This window comes from Herbaspirillum sp. (assembly GCF_035644555.1).
In the GTDB taxonomy this organism is placed as follows: Bacteria; Pseudomonadota; Gammaproteobacteria; order Burkholderiales; family Burkholderiaceae_D; genus Herbaspirillum.
Window position 1 is genome coordinate 1 of sequence record NZ_DASQOH010000003.1, and the last position, 20,035, is coordinate 20,035.

Annotated in this window: 18 protein-coding genes; 2 read left to right on the forward strand and 16 right to left on the reverse strand. The window is 63.4% G+C overall.

All coding sequences use genetic code 11. The features are described from left to right. The coding region (locus VE092_RS00310) for a ketopantoate reductase family protein (RefSeq protein ID WP_324872666.1) at positions 1-934 on the forward strand (934 nt) is incomplete at its 5' end. Between the two features lie 11 nt (positions 935-945). Here VE092_RS00310 and VE092_RS00315 read toward each other — a convergent pair. From VE092_RS00315 to VE092_RS00380, 14 genes are all read right to left on the reverse strand, one after another. After that, positions 946-2,337: a serine protease gene (locus VE092_RS00315; protein WP_324872668.1), complete on the reverse strand. Its 1,392-nt coding sequence runs from the start codon at positions 2,335-2,337 to the stop codon at positions 946-948. 189 nt (positions 2,338-2,526) lie between these two features. Beyond that, complete coding sequence (locus VE092_RS00320; protein ID WP_324872670.1) at positions 2,527-3,819, reverse strand: MFS transporter; 1,293 nt, start codon at positions 3,817-3,819, stop codon at positions 2,527-2,529. A gap of 90 nt (positions 3,820-3,909) precedes the next feature. Then, positions 3,910-4,347 (reverse strand): MarR family winged helix-turn-helix transcriptional regulator, encoded by a 438-nt coding sequence (locus VE092_RS00325; protein ID WP_324872672.1) that lies wholly within the window; start codon positions 4,345-4,347, stop codon positions 3,910-3,912. A gap of 397 nt (positions 4,348-4,744) precedes the next feature. Further along, complete coding sequence (locus VE092_RS00330) at positions 4,745-6,127, reverse strand: amidase (RefSeq protein WP_324872674.1); 1,383 nt, start codon at positions 6,125-6,127, stop codon at positions 4,745-4,747. Between the two features lie 248 nt (positions 6,128-6,375). Beyond that, positions 6,376-7,383: an ABC transporter substrate-binding protein gene (locus tag VE092_RS00335; RefSeq protein ID WP_237022561.1), complete on the reverse strand. Its 1,008-nt coding sequence runs from the start codon at positions 7,381-7,383 to the stop codon at positions 6,376-6,378. 286 nt (positions 7,384-7,669) lie between these two features. Beyond that, positions 7,670-9,019 carry an MmgE/PrpD family protein gene (locus VE092_RS00340; RefSeq protein ID WP_324872678.1) on the reverse strand — a complete coding sequence of 450 codons (1,350 nt, stop codon included), beginning with the start codon at positions 9,017-9,019 and terminating at the stop codon, positions 7,670-7,672. A gap of 129 nt (positions 9,020-9,148) precedes the next feature. After that, positions 9,149-9,514: a RidA family protein gene (locus VE092_RS00345; protein WP_324872680.1), complete on the reverse strand. Its 366-nt coding sequence runs from the start codon at positions 9,512-9,514 to the stop codon at positions 9,149-9,151. Then, positions 9,504-10,913 carry an FAD-dependent oxidoreductase gene (locus VE092_RS00350; RefSeq protein WP_324872682.1) on the reverse strand — a complete coding sequence of 470 codons (1,410 nt, stop codon included), beginning with the start codon at positions 10,911-10,913 and terminating at the stop codon, positions 9,504-9,506. The genes VE092_RS00345 and VE092_RS00350 overlap by 11 nt, the downstream gene beginning before the upstream one ends. After that, the gene (locus VE092_RS00355; protein WP_324872684.1) at positions 10,910-11,221 is read right to left on the reverse strand and encodes a (2Fe-2S)-binding protein; all 312 of its coding nucleotides are present in this window, start codon (positions 11,219-11,221) and stop codon (positions 10,910-10,912) included. Before VE092_RS00355 ends, VE092_RS00350 begins: the two co-directional genes overlap by 4 nt. Continuing rightward, on the reverse strand, positions 11,214-12,323 hold the full coding sequence (locus tag VE092_RS00360; protein WP_324872686.1) for an FAD-dependent oxidoreductase: 1,110 nt from the start codon (positions 12,321-12,323) through the stop codon (positions 11,214-11,216). The genes VE092_RS00355 and VE092_RS00360 overlap by 8 nt, the downstream gene beginning before the upstream one ends. After that, positions 12,320-13,114: an ABC transporter permease gene (locus VE092_RS00365; protein WP_324872688.1), complete on the reverse strand. Its 795-nt coding sequence runs from the start codon at positions 13,112-13,114 to the stop codon at positions 12,320-12,322. Before VE092_RS00365 ends, VE092_RS00360 begins: the two co-directional genes overlap by 4 nt. Further along, positions 13,111-13,971: an ABC transporter permease gene (locus tag VE092_RS00370; protein WP_182994068.1), complete on the reverse strand. Its 861-nt coding sequence runs from the start codon at positions 13,969-13,971 to the stop codon at positions 13,111-13,113. The genes VE092_RS00365 and VE092_RS00370 overlap by 4 nt, the downstream gene beginning before the upstream one ends. Continuing rightward, positions 13,968-15,020 carry an ABC transporter ATP-binding protein gene (locus tag VE092_RS00375; RefSeq protein ID WP_324872692.1) on the reverse strand — a complete coding sequence of 351 codons (1,053 nt, stop codon included), beginning with the start codon at positions 15,018-15,020 and terminating at the stop codon, positions 13,968-13,970. Before VE092_RS00375 ends, VE092_RS00370 begins: the two co-directional genes overlap by 4 nt. Positions 15,021-15,665: 645 nt before the next feature. Continuing rightward, positions 15,666-17,300: a methyl-accepting chemotaxis protein gene (locus VE092_RS00380; protein ID WP_324872694.1), complete on the reverse strand. Its 1,635-nt coding sequence runs from the start codon at positions 17,298-17,300 to the stop codon at positions 15,666-15,668. A 330-nt stretch (positions 17,301-17,630) separates the two neighbouring features. Between VE092_RS00380 and VE092_RS00385 the strand changes: the two genes are divergently transcribed. Next, positions 17,631-18,518, forward strand: coding sequence for a LysR substrate-binding domain-containing protein (locus VE092_RS00385; protein WP_234295700.1), 888 nt, complete (start codon positions 17,631-17,633; stop codon positions 18,516-18,518). 301 nt (positions 18,519-18,819) lie between these two features. Here the strand turns inward: VE092_RS00385 and VE092_RS00395 are convergent, their stop codons facing one another. Together VE092_RS00395 and VE092_RS00400 are read right to left on the reverse strand one after the other, a co-directional pair. Then, entirely contained in the window at positions 18,820-19,122 is a 303-nt protein-coding gene (locus tag VE092_RS00395; RefSeq protein WP_324872699.1) for a hypothetical protein, read from the reverse strand. 48 nt (positions 19,123-19,170) lie between these two features. Beyond that, positions 19,171-19,980 carry an oxidoreductase gene (locus VE092_RS00400; protein WP_324872701.1) on the reverse strand — a complete coding sequence of 270 codons (810 nt, stop codon included), beginning with the start codon at positions 19,978-19,980 and terminating at the stop codon, positions 19,171-19,173. Positions 19,981-20,035: the final 55 nt, after the last annotated feature.

Genomic DNA, 20,035 nt, shown 5'->3' on the forward strand with positions numbered 1-20,035 from the left:
GAACATGAAGATACTGGTTCTCGGCGCTGGCGCCATGGGAGGATATTACGGTGCGCGTCTGATTGAAGCGGGCCAGGACGTCAGTTTCCTGGTGCGTGAGCGGCGTGCCCGGCAATTGCAACAGGAGGGACTGGTCATCGACAGCGCGCTGGGCAACTTCGCCGGCCCGGTCAAGACGCTGGCCGCCGGTACCGCCATCGCGGCGGGGTTCGACCTCATTCTGCTGGCCTGCAAAAGCTACGACCTGGACGGTGCCATCGAGACCTTGAAGCCACTGACGGGGCAGAACACGGTCATCCTGCCCATTCTCAATGGACTGTCCACCTACGACAGCCTGGACGCCACGTTCGGTCGGGATCGCATCCTCGGTGGGGTGTCCTATATCGCGACCACGCTGGAGAAGAACGGCCACATCCAGCACCAGGGCAGCAACGACAGCCTGAGCGTAGGCGCCCGTGCCAGCAGCAGCGAGAACATCGCCAGAGCATTCCACGCCGCCATCGCACGCACGCCTGGCCTGCGACAGTTCTCCGACAACATCGATCAGGCGCTGTGGAACAAGTGGGCCATGATCGCGGCCGGCGCCGCCGTGACCTGCCTGATGCGCGGCAACATCGGGCAGATCCTGGCGACGGCCGAGGGTGAGTCACTGGTGCGCCAGGCCATCACGGAGACCACCTCGGTGGCCGCCGCCAGCGGCTATCCCCTGTCCCAGGCGGCGCTGGACCAGATGCACAAGCTGCTGCTGTCACCCGCTTCCACCTGGGAAGCCTCGATGGCGCGCGACATTGCCGCCGGCATGGCGCGGCTGGAAGCCGACGCCATCATTGGCGACATGCTGACCCGGGCCCAGCGGTTAGGCATCGACCTGCCCCTGATGCGGGCGGCCTATTGCCACCTGCAGGTCTATGAACAGCGGCAAGCCCGCAACTGAGCGGCAGGTCGCTAGGGATTGCGACGCCAGGGAGTGGATTGCGGCGCCTGGGAGGATGGGCGCTCCAGCAGCTGCAGGTTGAGCCGCTGCAGCGCGCTGCCCACCGGAATGAAGAAATTCATGCCCGCCAGGCCCTTGGCACCCAGGCCGGCGACGGTGATGCCGATCACCTGCCCCGACCTGTCCAGCAGGGGGCCGCCGCTGCTGCCGGGCAGGATGGCGACGTCACTCTGCAGGAAGTCCAGATCGCGCACGGAGCGCACCCCGCTCAGGATGCCGCGGGTGAGCGTGGTATTGAAGGCATCGCCCAGAGGCGAGCCGAGCGCGTAGACGTCTTCGCCGATACCCGGCTGGCCCATGCGCAGGGGCAGTGGACGTACGCCCGGCGGCTCGGTCTTGAGCAGGGCGATGTCGCGCGCGGCATCGAGCCGCACCACCTCCGCCACCAGTTCGCGCCCGCCGGGCAGGCGCACGCGCACCAGCCCCGCGTCACCGATGACGTGATGATTGGTCAGCAGCCAGCCGGAACTACCGATGTAGAAGCCGGTTCCCGAACCGCGCTCGCTGAGCACCGTGACCACCGCCGTGCGCAGCTCGCCGATCACCTGGGACATCTCGGCGGCCGGCTGATCCGGCAGGCGATTGTCGATCTCCACCGGGGCACCGGCCGCCGGCGGCGTCCCCTGCGGCGGCGCGGCGCTACGCTGGTAGGGCGTCTGCAGCGCCAGTGCAAAGGCAGGATCGCCCAGCAGGTTGCGCAATGCCACCACGAACGCCTCCACCGGAATCTGCGGCAACGCGCCGTTGAAGCTCGTGCCGCCCGAGTGGAACACGCCTTCGGTGCTGCCGCGATAGACCACCTTGCGCTGCTCGGGCGCGAACAGCTGCCATTCGAGCCGGATGTAGGCGTCGCCGCTCCAGAGATGGCCGTCCTTCACGCAGAGATTGGTCAGCAACTGCGCCACCACCACGCCGACCTGCAGATTGGCATCGCTGCTGCGCGCCGCCTCGTTCTGCGCGATGTCCTCTGCCCGCTCGGGGAACAGGATCTCGGTGCGCGCCGCCGGCACCGGATAGCCATGCTGCTCCAGCTCCCGGCGCAGGCGCGCCGACAGCACCTGGGTGGGCAGCAGTACGTCGGCACTCTTGGTATTCCAGACGATATCGTCCTTGCGCGAACAGAAGGCCCCGCCCTGCAGTTCGCCGATGACCTGGCGGCCCTGCTCGAAGCGGCGCAACGCGCGCGCCAGGAAAGCCGGCCGGGCGTGGGCTTCGGGCGGCAGCTGCAGGGCTGCCCGGTTCTGCACCTGGGGGATCATGACCGGTTCGGCACGGGCCGGAGCGACCGGGCAGAGTGTGAGCGCCAGGGCGATCCCCAGGAAGAGGCCGGCACGGGACCACATGGAAGAGTTGCGGTTCTTGTTCATCATCGGGCAAAGGAATGGCCGGCCAGGGCTGCCAGGCCGGCACTGAAGGCAGCTGCAATTCTCGCACGGCGGTCCGCCCCGACACGATTGCCCGATGTGCCCTAAATGAAAAAAAGCCACCCTCCTGCCAGGAAGATGGCTTCGCGCGCAAGTGCCCCGACGGACTCAGGCGGCCGCGGGCATCGGCTGTCCCTGCTTGCCCTTGATGCGCAGTACCAGCACCGCACCGATCAGGCAGGCCACACCCATCATGATGGACGACAGGGTGTAGTTGCCCAGCGTGGCCCGCATGTAGCCGGCGACCGTGGTGGCGGTGGCGGCACCCAGTTGGTGGCCGGCGACGATCCAGCCGAAGACGATGGGCGCGGCCAGGCGACCGAAGACGTCATTGGCCAGGCGCACGGTGGGCGGCACGGTGGCGATCCAGTCCAGGCCATAGAAGATGGCGAAGATGGTCAGGCCGTAATACTGCAGGCCGAAGGCATAGGGCAGGAAGATCAGCGCCAGGCCGCGCAGGCCGTAGTACCAGAACAGCAGCACGCGCGGATTGTAGCGATCCGACAGCCAGCCCGAGAGCGTGGTGCCGACCAGGTCCAGCATGCCCATGGCGGCCAGGATGGAGGCGCCGCTGACTTCGTTGATGCCGTAGTCGTTACACATGGCGATGAACTGCGTACCGATATAGCCATTGGTGGACAGGCCGCAGACGAAGAAGCTCATGAAGAGCAGCCAGAAGTCCGGCATGCGCACCGAGGTGCGCAAGGCGTCCAGGGCGATGGCCAGCGGATTGCGACGCGACAGGCCTTCGTCCTTGATGTCCTCGACCTGGCCGACCATCTTCTGGCCGATGGCCGCCGGGCTCTCCGGCAGCAGCAACCACACCAGCGGGATGGCCAGCAGCGCCACCGCCGACACCAGGAAGGCCACCGAACGCCAGCCATAGCTGCCGACCATGGCCGCCATCAATGGCAGGAACACCATCTGTCCGGTCGCCGCACTGGCGGTCAGCAGGCCCATGGCCAGCCCGCGCCGGGTCTCAAACCAGCGGCTGACGATGGTGGCACCCAGGGTATTGGCGGCCACGCCGGTACCGGCACCCACCAGCAGGCCCCAGGACAGCAGCATGTGCCAGGGCATGTGCATCAGGGTCGACAGTGCCGTGCCGGTAGCCAGCAGCACCAGGGCTGCCAGCACCACCCGGCGGATGCCGAAGCGCTGCATGGCGGCAGCCGAGAACGGGCCGATCAGGCCGTAGAGTGCGATGTTGACCGAGATCACCACCGAGATGGTGGAGCGGTTCCAGCCGAACTCCTGCTCCAGCGGCAGGATCATCACCGAGGGCGTGGCACGGATGCCGGCCGAGCACAGCAGGACCAGGAAGATCACGCCCACCACCACCCAGGCGTAGTGAAAGCGTGGCGTGACGGCGTTGGCGAGCGATTGTGTGAGCTTGTTCATTGCGGTCCTGTGGAGAAAGAGACGCGTAAGGGATTGAAGTTGTGGTGATGGATGAAGCAAAAGCAAAAGCAAAAACGAAAACGGACGCGATCAGGCCTCCTGCAGGCGTGCATAGGCGTCTTCGATGATGTCGTTGAATTCACGTGCCAGGTTGGGGCCGAGGCGACGGTCGATCTCGTCCTGGGCGCGGCGCCAGCGGGGGCGCGCTTCTTCCAGCTTGGCCTGGCCGGTGCGGCTCAGTTGCAGCGCGAAGGAACGCTTGTCCAGCAAGGCTTCCTCCGGCAGGTCCACGGTCTCGACCCAGCCGGCCGCCATCAGCGGCTTGAGGGCGCGACTGAGGGTGCTGCGGTCCATGCCCATGTCCTGCGCCAGCGTGATGTTGGCGATCGGGCCCTTGCGGCCGATGCGGCTGATCAGCGAATACTGGGTGATGCTCAGGTCGCTGTCCTGCAGGTGGTGGTCATAGATGATGGTGATCCTGCGCGTGAGGCGGCGCAGGGGCGCGCAGGTACAAATATCCTTGCTCATGGGCATCCCGGTCGTCAGTAGATACAAACCCGACAACCGGGATGGCCGGCCGTCTGATCGCTACAACTATGCATATGCATCGATGTATGCGCATCATATGGACGGCGCCGCAGTAAGTCAAGCGCCCTGGAATGGGTAGGCTTCCATCTTTGGTATATACATCTGTGAAGTTATGGCGTTGTGTAGCGCCATCAGTACTGCTTTCGTTTTATCTAAAACTGTGGGACCCGAATTTTGTATCGTACAGAATTCAGTCCTTTTGATCCGCTCTTGAGTCGATGACAGTTGCCTATGCCCTTGTCGATTTTCCCAAAAAGCACGATGCCATACGCGGTGCCGTACAGTCGCTTGCCACAATTTGAGATAGGGATTTGCCGCGAAATCGATCGGAAGATCCTCACGTAAGGCCGGCCACGATAGCCGGACGATGATCCCGCAATGCGGCGCTGCGCTCAAACGCCTCGGCAACCTGAAACAGCAAGGATTCTTGGTGCGGCCGAGCGGCAATCTGTACCGCCACAGGCAGGCCACCCTCGCCATAGCCGCTGCACACGCTGATGGCGGGCCATCCAGTCAGATTGAAGGGGTGGTAGAAGCCGGGCCGTTTTAGATCCCCCCACTCAGGAACTTCTTCCATCCTCGGCGCTTCGGAGGCGGCGCCGGCCGTCACCAGCACATCCACCTCGGTCATGGCCTGCAGCGTCTGGAGCTGCAATTGCTCACGCAGTCGCCGCGCCAGCATCAGATCATCCGGCGGCAACAAGGCGCCCAGCGCCAGCCGGCTGCGTAGCAATCGGCCGTACTCGTTGAAGCGCGTGCGCAGATCCGGGGCATGTTGGGCGAATGCCTCGCTGGCCATCATGAGGACGCTGGCCGCCTGATAGTCATGCAGCGAAGGCAGTTCCACTGGCATCACCTGCGCCCCCTGGCTGCGCCATATGTCCAGCGCCAGCTGGATGCCGCCGTGTACCGCAGGCGTGACTTCGTGTTCTTTCTCATGCCAGCGCGAGGCAACCCCTATGCGCAGGCCACGGATGCTCTTGCCGAGCCCCACGCTGTAATCCGGCAAGGGATGGGCAGCGGTATCGGCGTTGACCATGGCCCGTAGCAGCAAGGCACAATCGGCAACACTCCAGGCCATTGGCCCGACGTGGTCCAAAGAAGGCGCCAGCGGCAGGACGCCGCGCTTGCTGCACAGCCCATAGGTCGGCTTGATGCCGGTAATGCCGCACAGCGCCGAGGGCGCGCGGATGGAACCGGCGGTGTCGGTACCGGTGCCGCCCAGCACCAACCCAGCTGCGATGGCCACGGCCGTGCCACTGGAAGAGCCGGAGCTGAAGCGCGCGGTATCCCAGGGGTTGCGCGCCGGGGGCCAGGGTAGATCGAGTGGTGGTCCGCCCCAGGCGAATTCATGGGTGGCCAGCTTGCCGAGCATCGCCGTGCCTGCCTGATCCAACAGGTCCACCACTTCAGCGTCACTGTCCGGGACCCAGTCCTTCAGCAGCCGTGAATGAGCCGTAGTCCGGATGCCGCGCGTAGCAATGACATCCTTGTGGGCGATCGGAATGCCGTCCAGCTTGCCGCGCAAACTGCCTGACATCATGCGTTGCTCAGCTGCACGGGCGTCACTCAATGCGCGCTCGGGCGTGACAGTGATGAAACTGTGCAATGCCCCGTCCAGGCGGGTAATGCGATCCAGGCATTGCTGCACCAGTTCGACAGGAGACAAGCGGCGTGCCGCGATCAGCGCCGCCGCCTGCACAATGGTCGGGATCTGCATCAGCGTTCCATCTCCTGGTCATCCAAGCCCGCCGCACTTGCCCGTAGTCGCGCCAGCATCGGCTGCAGCAATGCCCACCCCTGCCGGATCTGCTCACATTGCTGCGCAGACACAGGCAGTCGAGCCTGCCGCAGGGCGATGGCCACGGCGTCATCGGGTTGCTCGACAGGGCTGGGTGGGGTGGGAAGGCTCATTTCTCTTTACACCGAAGGCGGTAGCCGCCTCGCGGCGGCACAGGGATGCTGGGTTCAGCGCTCTACTTCACGATTCCAGCGCGCCGTCCAGGCGGCGCGGTTCGCATTGATGACCTTGGTATCGGTCTTCACCAGCCGCGCCACGTTGTCCGGTCCGTAGACCACATCGGCCGCCAGGGCCGGTGCCAGCTTGGTTTCCTTGTTGACAGGGCCCAGGCCGGTGGCTTCGGTGAAGATCGCCTGCATCTCCGGGCTCAGCAGATGCTGGATGAAGGCCTGCGCCTGCTGCGGCTGCGGGGCGCCCTTGACCGGACAGACCTCGCTGAGGATCACCAGAGCCCCCTCCTTGGGATAGACGAACTTCACCGGTGCACCTTGGGCTACCAGCGTGCGAACCCGGCCATTGCCCCAGACGCCTACTGCGGCTTCGCCGGTCTGCAGCATTTCAGCCATCTTGCCCGGCGACGGCTCCCAGGACAAGACGCCCGGGGCGATGCGCTTCATGACCGCGAACCCGGGGTCGATATTGTTTTCGCTGCCACCGTTCAGGCGAGCCTCCATGATCAGGGCCAGCAAGCCGAAGCCATTGCTGATGGGCGGGATCACCATCTTGCCGGCATAACGCTTGTCTTCCAGGTCTTTCCAGGAGGTCGGCGGCGCCCAACCATTCTTGGCAAAGACCTGGGTGTTATAGACCAGTCCGGTGGCACCGTAGCCCAGCCCGATAGCCTGCCCACCCGGACGCCGCGCGCTGGGATAGACGTTCTTGGAGTTGCTGCCCTCTTCCAGCTTTTCGCAAAGTCCGGCATCCACCGCCACGCTCATGGGCGCATCATCGATGATGGCCACCGAGATCTCTTGCTTGCCCTTCTGTGCCTGCAGTTTGGCCAAGGTATCGGTGGAATTGCCCGGGACATAGACCACCTTGATTCCAGCCTTGGCTTCGAACGCCGGAATGATCTTGTCGCGGAAGGCAGCTTCCACGGAACCACCGAAGCCGGCAACGTACATGGTATCGGCCGCGTGGGCGGTGATCGAGGCGAGCATCGCCAGAGAGCTCATGACAACAACATGTTTGCGCATCTGCATTCCCCATTTTGAGATTCGTGTAAAGGTGCCCTGGCAACGCTGCATTGGAGCCCGGACTGAAAAAAGTATAGGGACAGTGCCAGACCAGGAATATTCAAATTTTCTGGGCACCTTATGCTGCAATGTTATATGCGAACGGAAATCGTGCAAACCACCACTGTGCGCACTCACCAGGTGCGCAGCGTAGCACCATCCAGAGGCATGAATGCAAAAACCCGGCATGCGCGAGCATGCCGGGTTATGCAAGACGACGTGGTGCTCAGTCCAGCCTGGCCGCCCTGCCCAGGGCCTCTCGCAAGGGCTGCAGATGTCCCTCGCGCAAGGCTTCGACGCCAGTGATGACCGCCAGCTGGTGCTGGTGGTCCAGGGTTGCCGCGCTGGCGGTCAGGAACTTCTCGCGCAGCTGCGCCCAGTCAAGCGGGTCGGCGGGATCTCCGCGCGGATCGGTCAGCGGTGAGCACAGTGGTTCCCCTTGTCTGAGCCGCACCCTCACCCAGGACGGCGACCGTTGCGGGAAGAGCGGCTCGATGCTGGCATCGTGATGCACGCTCACGCGCTGGGCCATGGCGTGGACGGCTGCATCGGCCAGGTGCTGCCGATGCAAAGGCAGCAGCGCGGTGCTGCCGTGACATGCCAGCACGGCCAGGCAATGCGGCACGCTGTATTGCGCGTCCACCAGATCATTGGGCCGGGCGCGATTGGCCAGATTGAAGGTGGCGCGATAGGTGTGGACCTCGATGACGTCGATATCCTCGGGTCTCAAGGCATGTTCCCGCTGCAGAAGCGCGAAGGCATCGAGTGCGCCATGGATATGGCGGCAGCAGCCGTAAGGCTTGAAATACGTACCTTCGATGAGCGGTCTGTCGCCCAGGCCGTCGACGATACGGGCGCCAGCAAACAGCGCGGGGTCGTCCAGTACCGGCGCCGGCCCGGTAAATCCTGCAGCCGCCAACTGCAAGGCAGTGTAGCCTGCCACGACACCCGCCGCGATCCCCTCCTTGACGTCCGACCCCGCCATCCCGGCCAGGGCCGGTAAAGCGGGGGCGGTCTGGGCGGCAATGCCGAAGGCCTGCGCCATCGCATGCGCATCGCAAGATTGCAGGCGCCCTATCGTGGCGATCACTGCATAGGGCGACCATGCACCGGAAGGCGCATAGGCATGGCGCCCCATGCTCATGCGCACACCTGCTTCGTAACCGGCGACAATGGCCAGCATCAGCTGCTCGGCCGTCACGCCAGGCCACGACAACATCGCCAGTGCCGCCGGGATGACAGCCGCTCCCGGATGCCCGCGGGCAGGGCGATAGCCATCGTCGAGGTCCAGCGCCGCAGCGGCATTGCTATTGGCCAGCAAGGCGGCGCAGGTATTTGCCGTGGTACCGCTGAACCAGATCGGGCAATCGCCTGCGCCATACAACGACGGAGCGACGGCGCGCGCGGCGGCGACGCCCGGGTGCCGCAAGGCTGCTGCCGCCGCTCCAAGCAGGTCAAGCAGGCAGCACAGCACGATGTCGCGCGTATGGGGCGACAGATCAGTGGATTCGAGGTGCAACACGTGTTCGGCCAGCAGATTGGCCACACCGGTGGAAGCAGAAATTTTCGATACCATGGACAGCTCTGGAGAAGGACGGCCCATCCGTCAACACGACGATAGCAGAGGCCCGACCAGGAAGATGGAAGAACTCGCGCCCGGATGCGCCTGGCGTCACGCCAGCCGTTACCCGGGCACGCGCGGGAATCAAGCCAGTGCCGCGATCACCGTGAACTCCACCCGCAGGCCGGGAGAGGCCAAGGCGGCCGCGACCGTGGTGCGGGCCGGGGCGGTACCCGGTTGCAGCCAGGATTCCCACACCGAGTTCATGGCGGCAAAGTCGCTTATGTCGCGCAGGTGCACGATTGCCGAGAGGATGCGCGAGCGCTCAGAGCCGGCTTCGGCCAGCAAGGCGTCGACCCGGCTGAGCGCCTCCTTGGTCTGCGCGGTTACGTCTGCGCTGGCGCTGGCACTGCCTACCGCGGTCTGGCCACACAGATAGACCAGCCCATTGTGCCGTACGATCTTGCTCATCCGTGCATTGGTATGTTGCCGCTCGATGTCAGTGCCCATGGTTTGCTTCCTCTTCGTCGTAGTTGGCCAGTGTCGCCAGCGAACCCAGCGGCACCGGTTTGAGGGGGGACCGGATGTGATAGGACCCGGTCTGCTCGGGTGTCTTGTCCAGCGCGCGGGCCAGTATCTGCGTCACCGTCAGGCCGCACATGCGACCTTGGCAGGGTCCCATGCCGCAGCGGCTGAAGAACTTGGTCTGATTGGGCCCCTGGCATCCCAGGCGCGCCATCTCGCGGATCTTGCCTGCGGTGACCTCTTCACAACGGCAAACGATGGCTTCGTCCACAGGCTCGGCGAGCCATTGCGGCGGTCGGTACAGCGCGTCCAGAAAGGGTCGGATGCGCAGTTGCCTGGCCAGCGCGCGACGCACCGGTCGGGCACGTTCATCGCGTGCATCAGCACTGATGCGTCCCAGTGCCTGTGCTGCGCCCAGGGCCGCCAGCACGCCCGACGGCTCGGCCGCCAATGCACCGGCGATGCCGGCTCCGTCGCCGACGATACGTAGACCCGGCAGCGAACTCTGGCCCCAGGCGTCCAGCCGGGGACGCCAAGCCAGTTGCGCCTCATCCCAGACATGGTCGATACGCAACAGGCGTCCCAACTGGGTATTGGGCACCACGCCGTGATGCAGCAGCACGACGTCGGCCGGCAAGCGATGCACTACCCCCCCCACCTGGAACACCAATGCCTGGACGCGCTCACTACCCTCCACCCGCAAGCCTTCGGCTGCGGCGTACATGGGTACCCCGTGACGTCGCAAGCGCCACAGCATGCGCAAACCCTTGGCCAGATAAGCCGGAGCCCCCAAGGCCGCCGGCAAATGACGCAAGGCCCGCGCGAAATTATCTGCTGGCGCGGTCTGCACGATGGCTTGCAGCGCGACACCGGCATCGAGCAACTGACAGGCCACCAGCAACAGCAGCGGACCAGCACCGGCCAGCACGACCTGCCCGGAAGGCACTGTCGCCGCGCTTTTCAGCGCGATCTGCGCCGCACCCGCATTGAGTACACCCGGCAAAGTCCAGCCCGGAATGGGAGTGGAGCGCTCCATGGCGCCGGTGGCAGCGATGATCTGAGGCGCACGCACCGCAAAGGAGCGACCATCGCGTTGTGCCGTCACGGTCAGGTCAGGGGCAACATCCCAGACCAGGGTCCCGAATGCGCTCTCCACCCCGGAATCGGCCAGGCCCGATGCCAAGGTGGCACCGTGCTGATAATCCGGTCCCAGCAGGGCTGCCACGGATGGGCGCACCGCGGTGACATTGCGATAGATCTGTCCGCCCGGGCGCGGCTGCTCATCCAGCAGCAGGGTCTTCAAGCCTTCGGCCGCGCCGGTCATGGCCGCAGACATCCCGGCGGGGCCGGCCCCGATGACGATCAGGTCATGGGTATGATTCATTTGGGTTCCTCCACTCGGCGCGCCCCTGCGGGTAAGCTCACCCGCATGCCATCACGCACCTGCACCATGCATGACTGCGTGTTCTGCACACCATCCACCTCCACCAGGCAATCGAAGCAGACTCCCATCAGGCACAAGGGCAGACGCCCCTGCCCCGAAACCGCCGTGCGGCGAAACGGCACCACCTCGGCATTGAGCAATGTGGCCGCCAGGGTATCGCCTTCAAGCGCCGCAACGCGCTTGCCATCCAGCAGAATTTCAATGGCCCGGCCGCGCTCCTGGGCCGGCAGTGTCATGGTTCTAAACATCGAAGCGCTCCGCTTTGAAGGTAAAGATATCGACGGGCTCGGGGCCGCCGCGCATCCAGGCCACCAGCGCGCTGGCATGCATCGATGCCAGGGTGATGCCGCTGTGGCAGGTCACTACGAAAGCCCCCGGGCATTCGCGCGAGGCCTGGTAGATGGGGTAGCCGTCCGGCGTCATCACGCGCAGGGCTCCCCAGCTGCGCACGACATTGACGTTTTCCAGGATGGGGAAGTAGCGCCTGGCGCGATCGGCGATGCGTGCCAGCTGATTCACGGTGGTACCCTCGTCGAGTCCGACATCCTCATGCGAATCACCGATCTGCACCACGCCCTCACCGGTTTGCCTGACATGCTGCGAGGCATGACGCAGGAAAGGTTCAACCCGCTCGGTGACCAGGATCTGCCCGCGATTGGGCTGCACGGGCGCTTTCAGACCCACCATCGGGGCCAGCGTGCGGTTGCCCAGCCCGGCCGCCAGTACCACACGCGCGGCCACATGTTCTACGCCTGCCGCCCAGGCATGGAAACCGTCTGCACGATGCTCGATGCGCTCGCAACTGGCGCCGCTGACCAACTGCCCGCCCAGGCCCTGGAAGCCACGCACCAGGGCCTGCAACAGGCGCAAGGGACTGGCGTGACCGCTGAAGGGACAGAACAGGCCGCCGACCACCTGCGGGCCGGCATACGGCGACAATTCCCGCACGGCCTTGGCGTCCAGCACGCTGTAGCGATAGTGATTGCCGACCGACTGGCGCAGACTCTCCAGGTTCTCCACGCGGCGCTGGATCTCTTCTTCGTCCAGGCAGATGGTCAGTCCACCGGCCTGGGACAATTCGACATCAACCCCGGTCAGCTCCTGCAGCTCCTGCGCAAACTCCGGCCAACTCGCCGCTGCCGCCATGCTCCAGCGGGCATAGTCGGGATTGCTGACCCCCTTTCCCTGCACCCAGACCAGCCCGAAGTTGCCGCGCGCAGCCCGGTAGGCATCGTCGCCCTCATCCAGCAGCCGCACCCGCTCGCCGGCCTTGGCCAAACCGTAGGCAAGTGCCATCCCCACCACCCCGCCGCCGACGACCAGGGTGTCGATATCTCGTTTGTCGTTCATGATTTTCCGGCCAGTACCTTGTCGAGGCCATAGCAGCGATCCAGTATCAGCATCAATGCCAGCGTGATCAGGATGAGCACGGTGGAGATCGAGGCCAGCAAGGGATCGATGGTGTTGGCGATATGGTTGTACATCTTGACTGGCAATGTCTGGGTCCCCGGCGAGGAGACGAAGATCGACATGGTCAGTTCATCGAAGCTGTTGATGAAGGCGATCAGCCAGCCACCGGCTACACCGGGCAGAATCAGCGGCAGTTCGATGCGGCGAAAGACCGTCCAGCCACTGGCGCCGAGGGACTGCGCCGCCTGCACCACGGAGCGATCAAAGCCGGTGGCCGCAGCCACCACCAGGCGCAGCACATAGGGCAGCACCAGAACGGTGTGCGCCGCCGCCAGCCCCCACAGGGTGCCGGAGGAACCGATCTGGGTCAGCAGGCGCAGCAGCGCAATGCCCAGCACCACATTGGGCACCATCAACGGCGAAAGCAGTACACCGAGGATCAGCTCGCGACCGGCGAAGCGATGCCAGGCGATGGCCATGCCGGCCGGGATCGCCAGCAGGGTGGCCAGGGTGGCTGCCACCGCACCCAAGCCCAGGCTGCGATAGAAGGCATCGATGAAATCGTCGTTCTGGAGAATGGCTGCATACCAGCGCCAGGAGGCGGCGTCGAACGGCATGGAAATATAGCCCTTGTCGGTCACCGAGACCAACGCCACCATCAATAACGGCGCCAGCATGAAGGCCAGAAACAGCCAATGGAAAACCACCAGCAATGGAGAAGTGGATTTCATTGGAACACCTGCCTGTAACGACGTTCGATGAGCCGGTTCATGCCAATGGAGACCGCCAGCACGATGACCAGCAGCACCACGGCCAGCGCTGCCCCGAGCGGCCAGTTGAGATTGCCCAGGAATTCGTCATAGATGGTGGTCGATACCACCTTCAGACGTCGGCCACCGATGATGGCAGGCGTGGCAAATGCACTTGCCGCCAGGGCGAAGACGATCAGCCCACCCGACAACACCCCCGGAATCACCTGGGGAAAGACGATGCGTCGCATGATCGTCCAGAGGCCCGCACCCAGGGACTGCGCGGCCTGCTCGGTTGCGGCATCGAACTTCTGCAGCGTCGCCCACACGGCCAGCACCATGAACGGCACCAGCACATGCACCAGCGCGACGATGACGCCGGTGAGGGTGAACATCATCTTCACCGGTTGCGACACAAGGCCACTGGCCAGCAGCATTTTGTTGATCACACCTTCGTTGCCCAGCAGGATGGCCCAACCCAGGGTACGCACCACCACCGAGATGAGCATCGGTCCGAGCACGATCACGATGGATACGGCCCGCCAGCGCTCGGAAAGCTTGCTCAGGACATAGGCTTCGGGCACGCCGATCAGGATGCAGACGAGCGTGACGACCAAGGCCATGCCAAAGGTACGCAGGAAGATGAGCGGATAGTAGTCATCGCTGACCATCTCGGCGTAGTTGGCCACCGTGAGGTGGTCACCCACGGCGCCACCCGGCTCGAAGGGAAAGATGCTCAGCGACAGCGTGATCACCAGTGGCAGGGCCACGAAGGCCAGCATCACCAGCACACTGGGCGCCGAGAGCCAGTACGGCAAGGTATTGCGCCGGGCGTTCATGCCACACCTCCGGCGCGCGAAACCAGACGCGCATGTTGGGCCGACCAGCGCAAGCCGACCTGGTCGCCTTCGGCCACCGGCGGCACACCGGTATTGGCCTGGGTCAGCTGCATGGGCCCGAGGGCGGTATCGACCTGGAACAGCCAATGATTGCCGAGGAAAACGCGGGCGCTGATACGCCCCCTGACCAGGCTATCGCCGTCGCTGGCGAACTGCAGCTTTTCCGGCCGCACGATGTATTCCAACGCACCGGTGCTGTGCTCATCCGTGGTCGGCAGGCGATGGCCGGCCAGCTCCACACAGGGGCCGGCACTGGGACGCATCACTTCGAAGACATTGGCCTTGCCCAGGAAAGTGGAGGAGAAGCGGCCATTGGGATTTTCGTACATCTCGACCGGTCGACCGACCTGCTCGATACGTCCCTTGTTCATCAACACCACGCGATCGGCCAGGGTCATGGCCTCCGCCTGGTCGTGCGTGACCATGATCGTGGTCACGCCGACGCGATGCTGCAGGGCGCGCAGCTCGATCTGCATCTCGTCGCGCAGCTTGGCATCCAATGCCCCCATCGGTTCATCCAGCAGCAATACTGGCGGCTGGATCGCCAGCGCGCGCGCAAGCGCCACACGCTGACGCTGGCCGCCCGACAACTCGCGTGGATAGCGCGCCGCCATCGGCCCCAGATGAACCAGCTCAAGCGTGCTGGCGACGCGCTTCTTGCGCTCGGTCGCGTCCACTCTTTGCATCTCCAGGCCGAAGGCGACGTTTTCCGCCACCGTCATGTGCGGGAACAATGCATAACTCTGAAACACGATTCCCAGTCCGCGCTTGCTGGGACGCATATCGGTCACATCCTTGCCGTCAAGGAGGATGCTGCCGCTGCTCGGCGTCACGAAACCAGCCACCATCTGCAGCGTCGTGGTCTTGCCGCAGCCGGATGGTCCCAGCAGGCAGATGAACTCCCCACGCTCCACCGTGAGATCGCAGGCAGCTACAGCGACAAAGTCGTCGTAGCGTTTGGAAAGGCCCTTCAATTCCAGAAAACTCATTGGTATGTCTCTTCCTCGCTCTTGCATCTATGGTTCTGCACGTCCGACGGCAGGCTGACCTTGGTTCAGGCTTGGGTCTGACAAAGGGGCTAGCCCCCCTGTCACCCGCCAATAGCAATTCCCCTCCTAAGGCTGAAAGCGATTTTAGTCAGCCGTATTTTTGTCGAATAGGTAAATTATGAGCGCTGTATATGCCAAAATGTTATATATCAAAACATGGCGCCAATTTGGTGCAACGCAGCGATACGGAACATCGCTCCAAACCCAGTCTGCAAAAGGGCCGCGTGAAGATTGCAGTGTTCCTCGAAACCGCACTGAAAGCCCCATCTCCACACCGAAGGCAAGCCGTTCATCAGGCTCGAATGCGCGGCTACGTGCGGCAATGATATGGATGACGGGAGGACCGAAAGGTCGTAAAGGAAGATGCATGACACCGCGGCGCCGGCCGGGTGAGCGGTGCCGAGGCACGCCAGCCGAATGGGCAACTGCACCAGGGGATAGCACAGAGATTCCGCTTTGGTGCAACACACCATGTCGCAGGATGGCGACAAGGGATACCGTGAAATGGTCATTGAGGTGCAAGGCAGAGACGCTGCCCGCGTTGATGGCACCACGGCGGCGGCGCCGACGTCGCGCATGGGGAGATCAGGCCAGCGGCAGGTCCATCACATCGAGGTTGCGCAGCTTCGGCAAACCCGGCAGTCCAGTGCTGACATCCAGCTTGAACGTGGCCACTACCATCGTCAGGCGTTGCGCCTGGTCGCGCAAGAGCTCAGCCGCCGCGGCCGATTGTTCAACCAGAGCGGCATTCTGCTGGGTCATTTCGTCCAGCTCCCCTGCAGCATGGCTGACCTTGGCCAGGCCATGGCTCTGCGAAGCCACCGCGCTGCCGATTTCGCCCACCGTCTCGGCCACCCGGCGAGCATGCTCGACCACGGTATCCATGGCGCTGCGAGCCTTGGCTGCACGATGCGCGCCGGCGGCAATCTGCTGCGCGCTGCCGCCGATGAGATCGTCAATCTCCTTGGCCGCCGTGGCACTTCGGTTGGCCAGATTGCGCACCTCGCTGGCCACGACCGAAAATCCTCGCCCATGCTCACCGACCCGGGCCGCTTCCACCGCGGCGTTGAGCGCCAGCAGCCGAGTCTGCATGGCAATGGCATTGATCACACCGGTAATCTCGGCAATGCGCGTGCTACTGAGCTGGATCTCTTCCATGGTTGAGCTCACCAGTGCCACCAGTTGCCCACTCTCCTCGGCCATCTTTGCCGCGCCGCTGGCCATCAGGCTGGCCGTCCTGGCGTAATCAGCCGAATGCGAAATCTCGCCCGTGATCTCGCTCAGCGAGCTCGTGGTGACCTGCAAGCTCCCGGCTGCGCTCTCGGTACGCGCCGAGAGGTCCTGGTTGCCGGCAGCAACCTCGGTGCTGGCTGTCTGTATCGAATCGGCACATTGACGAATTTCCTCCACCAGGGCGCTCAGTTGCTTCTGCATCGATATCACCGCCTGCAACAGCCGTCCGACTTCATCGTGGCGTACGACCTCCACGGCGGTAGCCAGGTCACCTGCGGCGATGCGCTCTGCCACCGCGATGACACGGCCAATGGGCTGGGTAACGCTACGCGCGATAAGCCTGGTCAGTACGGCGCCAGCCAGCAATGCCAGGCATACGATAGCCGAGACAATCAGCAGGGCGCGCCGGCCGGCCTCGCGCGCCTGCGCCACGGCTTGCGCATTCTGGTCGGTCTTGAGGGCGATCAGCGACTGCACGTTGCTCCTCCAGGTCTGCTCGACCGGCGCCGCGCGCATGGACAAGGTCTTGCTGGCATCGACCACGCTGCCTTCAGCGGCCTGCTCTACGGCTTTCTTGAGCCATGGCTGCGATTTGCTGGCACCAGCGGCGACGGCGGACCACAGTCGCGTCTCTTCCCCCGCCTCGATACCCAATGCCTCCAGCGCCTGCAAAGCGGCAACGTAGCGCTCAGATGCCACCTGCATGGCGCTCACCTCCTGACTGATGCTTTCCTTGTCGGTCAGCGATGCGACCGACAGCAAGGCGACCGAACGCGCACGGATGGCCATGTCGTTGATGGCATTGAGCATTTCCTGACTGCGCAGGATCTTGGCATCGTTGACCTCCACGATACGGCTCATGCGTCGGCCCAGGGCATCGTATTCCATCATGCACCAGCCAGCGACCAGGACGATAAGCAACATCAACAGGCCGTGGCTGAACAGCAGCCGATGACCGATGCTGAGTCGGGACAGATTCTTGAACATGGTTTGCATCTCGGGAGGTGGAAAGCAAGACGGCGGGAGGGCCGGCCACGGGTAGCGGTAAAAAATTCTATGCAGACATCGAAGCACTGAATATGAATATATTGATGTCAGCTTATGCCGTGGAGTTAATGGTCAGATCTGTGACGTTCCATCGATATGCGCTACAGATGCGCCTGGCCAAGCTTTGCCACTACCCGCTGAGCCCGTACATACAATGCGTGTGCATGCCGCGAACTCGACAGAGCGTGACGAAGAGTCGAAATGATACAAAACCGATGAATAGATAGTCCTGCTCATGCCATACTGTTATGCATGAAACCGCAAATTAACATGCGCCAGATCGAAGTGTTCCAGTGCGTCATGCTCTCAGGGAGCGTGGTCGGGGCGGCGCGCCTGCTCAATGTGACACAGCCTGGAGTCAGCAGGACTCTGGGCTTGTTGGAGATGCGGCTCGGCTATGCACTCTTCGAACGGCATGGGCGACGCTTGATCCCCACCGCCGAGGCAGAAGCCTTGTATCGCGAGGTGGCTCAGGTCTACGCGGGCATAGACCGCATTGCCCAGGTGGCCGAAGACATACGCTATAAACGCGCAGGCGAGTTGCGCATTGCCACTCTGCCTGCATTTGCGCAATGGCTGGTTCCCCGCGCAACGGCGAAGTTCCTGGAGGAGCGTCCCAAGGTAAAGGTGTTCGTGCAGAGCCTGCCATCGCGACAAATTGCCGAACTGGTCTCTATCCGGCAATTTGATATCGGCGTGGTGGAATTGCCGCTATCGCGCCAGAATATACAGATGGCACCATTGCAGTCTGTCAGGACAGTCGCCGTCATGCCCTCGGATCATCGACTAGCAAAGCGAACTCAACTATCGATCAAAGATCTCGATGGGGAACGTATGGTGCTGCCCTCGCCGCACAGCTATATCCGTTACGTGATCGACGATGCCTTTTCCGCGTGCGGCGCGGTAGCCGATGTCACTATCGAGAGTCCCTCCTCGACCATTGCATGCGCCCTGGCGCAAGCCTGTGGCTTGGTTACATTGGTGTCCTACTGGACCGCGCTCCCATTTACCAAAGAAGGCATGGTGATGGTACCTATCGAAGAAGCCATGTCCTCTCGCTATGGACTGATCTATCCCGAGGGCCACTCGAACATGTTCCTGGCGACCGCGTTCGCAGAGGAGCTCCAATCTCTACTGGGACAACAGTTGGACTTCTAGCACACCATAATTTTAATGGTGAGACCACCGCGGGATGTCCTTATGTTTAGTGGCATTCGCCTGGATCTCTTGATGCGTTTTCTCCCAAGTTCTCCGCTTGGCTGAGCGCTGAATCCATTAAATCACGCAAACAACGAAAGACCCTGAAACAGATGTTCCTGGATCGGAAAGAACTGGGATATCTGGGGTCGTACGACCGTGTAGCCGCCTTTGATAGACGGTGGAAGGTGGCTCAAATGGAGAAGGGCAAGTCCGCGAGCAAATCAACATCTACGCGGACTACAGAAAACAGCCGCATTTTCTACTTTTCTTGCATGTCGTCACGGAATGCCTGACGGTGTTCGAGCAGGAAGGTTTCCAGCGTCTGCGGCGCCTGGCCGGTCACTTGTTCGATGACATGATTGGTGCCGGCGAAGATGCCGTTCTGGTAATCGACCGCCACCTCGCAGAAGTGCTGGATCGTAAACTCCCCGAGGGGGTAGCCCTGCAGATGCTGGCGATATTCTTCCAGGCTCTGCGGCACGTAACGCACCGGACGGTCCAGCACCTTGCCGACCTCGGCAGCGATGGCATGCTGATCCAGTTCCACCGGCCCCTGCAGCATGTCGGATTGGATGAGGAAGCCGACTGCACCGGCCCGTTGCAGCCCATTTCATCTCAGGTTGAGGTCCTTGCGGATGGCCGCATCCACCGGGCCGGCCGGCATGAAGCGGCGCAGCTTGCTCAGCAGCGAGGCCTGTCCCTTGGGCGTGCGGCGCATGCGCCACTTCGGGTCGAGGGCGGCCGCCACGATGGTCTGGGCCACCGTATCGGGCAGGGGCGCATGGTTGACGTGATGCGCTACCGCCGCCCCCGCGGCCTGCCGCTGGGCGTCGTAGGCGGGAATGCGGTGATGGACCTTGGGTGCGTTCAGATCCAGGCTGGTGCGGGTATAGGCCGGTTCGATCAGCAGCACGCGCACGCCGAACAGGCGGGTTTCATGGTCCATGCTTTCCGAGAGCCCTTCCACAGCGTGCTTGGAGGCGGCATACAGCCCCATGTAAGGCGCCGGCAGGAAGCCCAGCACCGAACTCAGGTTGACGATGCGCCCGGCACCCTGCTTGCGCATCTGCGGCAGCACCGCCTGACTGGTGCGCAACAGGCCCAGCACGTTGACCTCGAACAGGGCCTGGGCCTCTGCCGCCGAGGTCTCTTCCACCGCCCCCACCAGCGACATGCCGGCGTTGTTGACCAGGATGTCGATGGCCTGCTCGCGCTGCACCACCTGCCGCATGGCGGCCTCGATGGAAGCGGCATCGCGCACGTCCATCTCGACCAGGGTCACGCCGGCGATGCCGGCCGCACCCTCCAGCTTGCGTACGGTGCCGTACACCTTGTGGCCGCGTTCGGCAAAGCGTTGCGCCGTTGCGCGGCCAATACCGGACGACACGCCGGTCACTACCACTACCTTGATGGGGGACATGTTGCTACTCCTCGTATGGGTTGATTCGGGTCAATGGAAAAGACTTTCTTCGTAC

Excerpts from the sequence above, each read along its gene's own strand:
- VE092_RS00315 (WP_324872668.1), bottom strand. The coding sequence starts at position 2,337 with ATGTGGTCCCGTGCCGGCCTCTTCCTGGGGATCGCCCTGGCGCTCACA.
- VE092_RS00320 (WP_324872670.1), bottom strand. The coding sequence starts at position 3,819 with ATGAACAAGCTCACACAATCGCTCGCCAACGCCGTCACGCCACGCTTT.
- VE092_RS00325 (WP_324872672.1), bottom strand. The coding sequence starts at position 4,347 with ATGAGCAAGGATATTTGTACCTGCGCGCCCCTGCGCCGCCTCACGCGC.
- VE092_RS00330 (WP_324872674.1), bottom strand. The coding sequence starts at position 6,127 with ATGCAGATCCCGACCATTGTGCAGGCGGCGGCGCTGATCGCGGCACGC.
- VE092_RS00335 (WP_237022561.1), bottom strand. The coding sequence starts at position 7,383 with ATGAGCTCTCTGGCGATGCTCGCCTCGATCACCGCCCACGCGGCCGAT.
- VE092_RS00340 (WP_324872678.1), bottom strand. The coding sequence starts at position 9,019 with ATGGTATCGAAAATTTCTGCTTCCACCGGTGTGGCCAATCTGCTGGCC.
- VE092_RS00345 (WP_324872680.1), bottom strand. The coding sequence starts at position 9,514 with ATGGGCACTGACATCGAGCGGCAACATACCAATGCACGGATGAGCAAG.
- VE092_RS00350 (WP_324872682.1), bottom strand. The coding sequence starts at position 10,913 with ATGAATCATACCCATGACCTGATCGTCATCGGGGCCGGCCCCGCCGGG.
- VE092_RS00355 (WP_324872684.1), bottom strand. The coding sequence starts at position 11,221 with ATGTTTAGAACCATGACACTGCCGGCCCAGGAGCGCGGCCGGGCCATT.
- VE092_RS00360 (WP_324872686.1), bottom strand. The coding sequence starts at position 12,323 with ATGAACGACAAACGAGATATCGACACCCTGGTCGTCGGCGGCGGGGTG.
- VE092_RS00365 (WP_324872688.1), bottom strand. The coding sequence starts at position 13,114 with ATGAAATCCACTTCTCCATTGCTGGTGGTTTTCCATTGGCTGTTTCTG.
- VE092_RS00370 (WP_182994068.1), bottom strand. The coding sequence starts at position 13,971 with ATGAACGCCCGGCGCAATACCTTGCCGTACTGGCTCTCGGCGCCCAGT.
- VE092_RS00375 (WP_324872692.1), bottom strand. The coding sequence starts at position 15,020 with ATGAGTTTTCTGGAATTGAAGGGCCTTTCCAAACGCTACGACGACTTT.
- VE092_RS00380 (WP_324872694.1), bottom strand. The coding sequence starts at position 17,300 with ATGTTCAAGAATCTGTCCCGACTCAGCATCGGTCATCGGCTGCTGTTC.
- VE092_RS00385 (WP_234295700.1), top strand. The coding sequence starts at position 17,631 with ATGCGCCAGATCGAAGTGTTCCAGTGCGTCATGCTCTCAGGGAGCGTG.
- VE092_RS00395 (WP_324872699.1), bottom strand. The coding sequence starts at position 19,122 with ATGCTGCAGGGGCCGGTGGAACTGGATCAGCATGCCATCGCTGCCGAG.
- VE092_RS00400 (WP_324872701.1), bottom strand. The coding sequence starts at position 19,980 with ATGTCCCCCATCAAGGTAGTGGTAGTGACCGGCGTGTCGTCCGGTATT.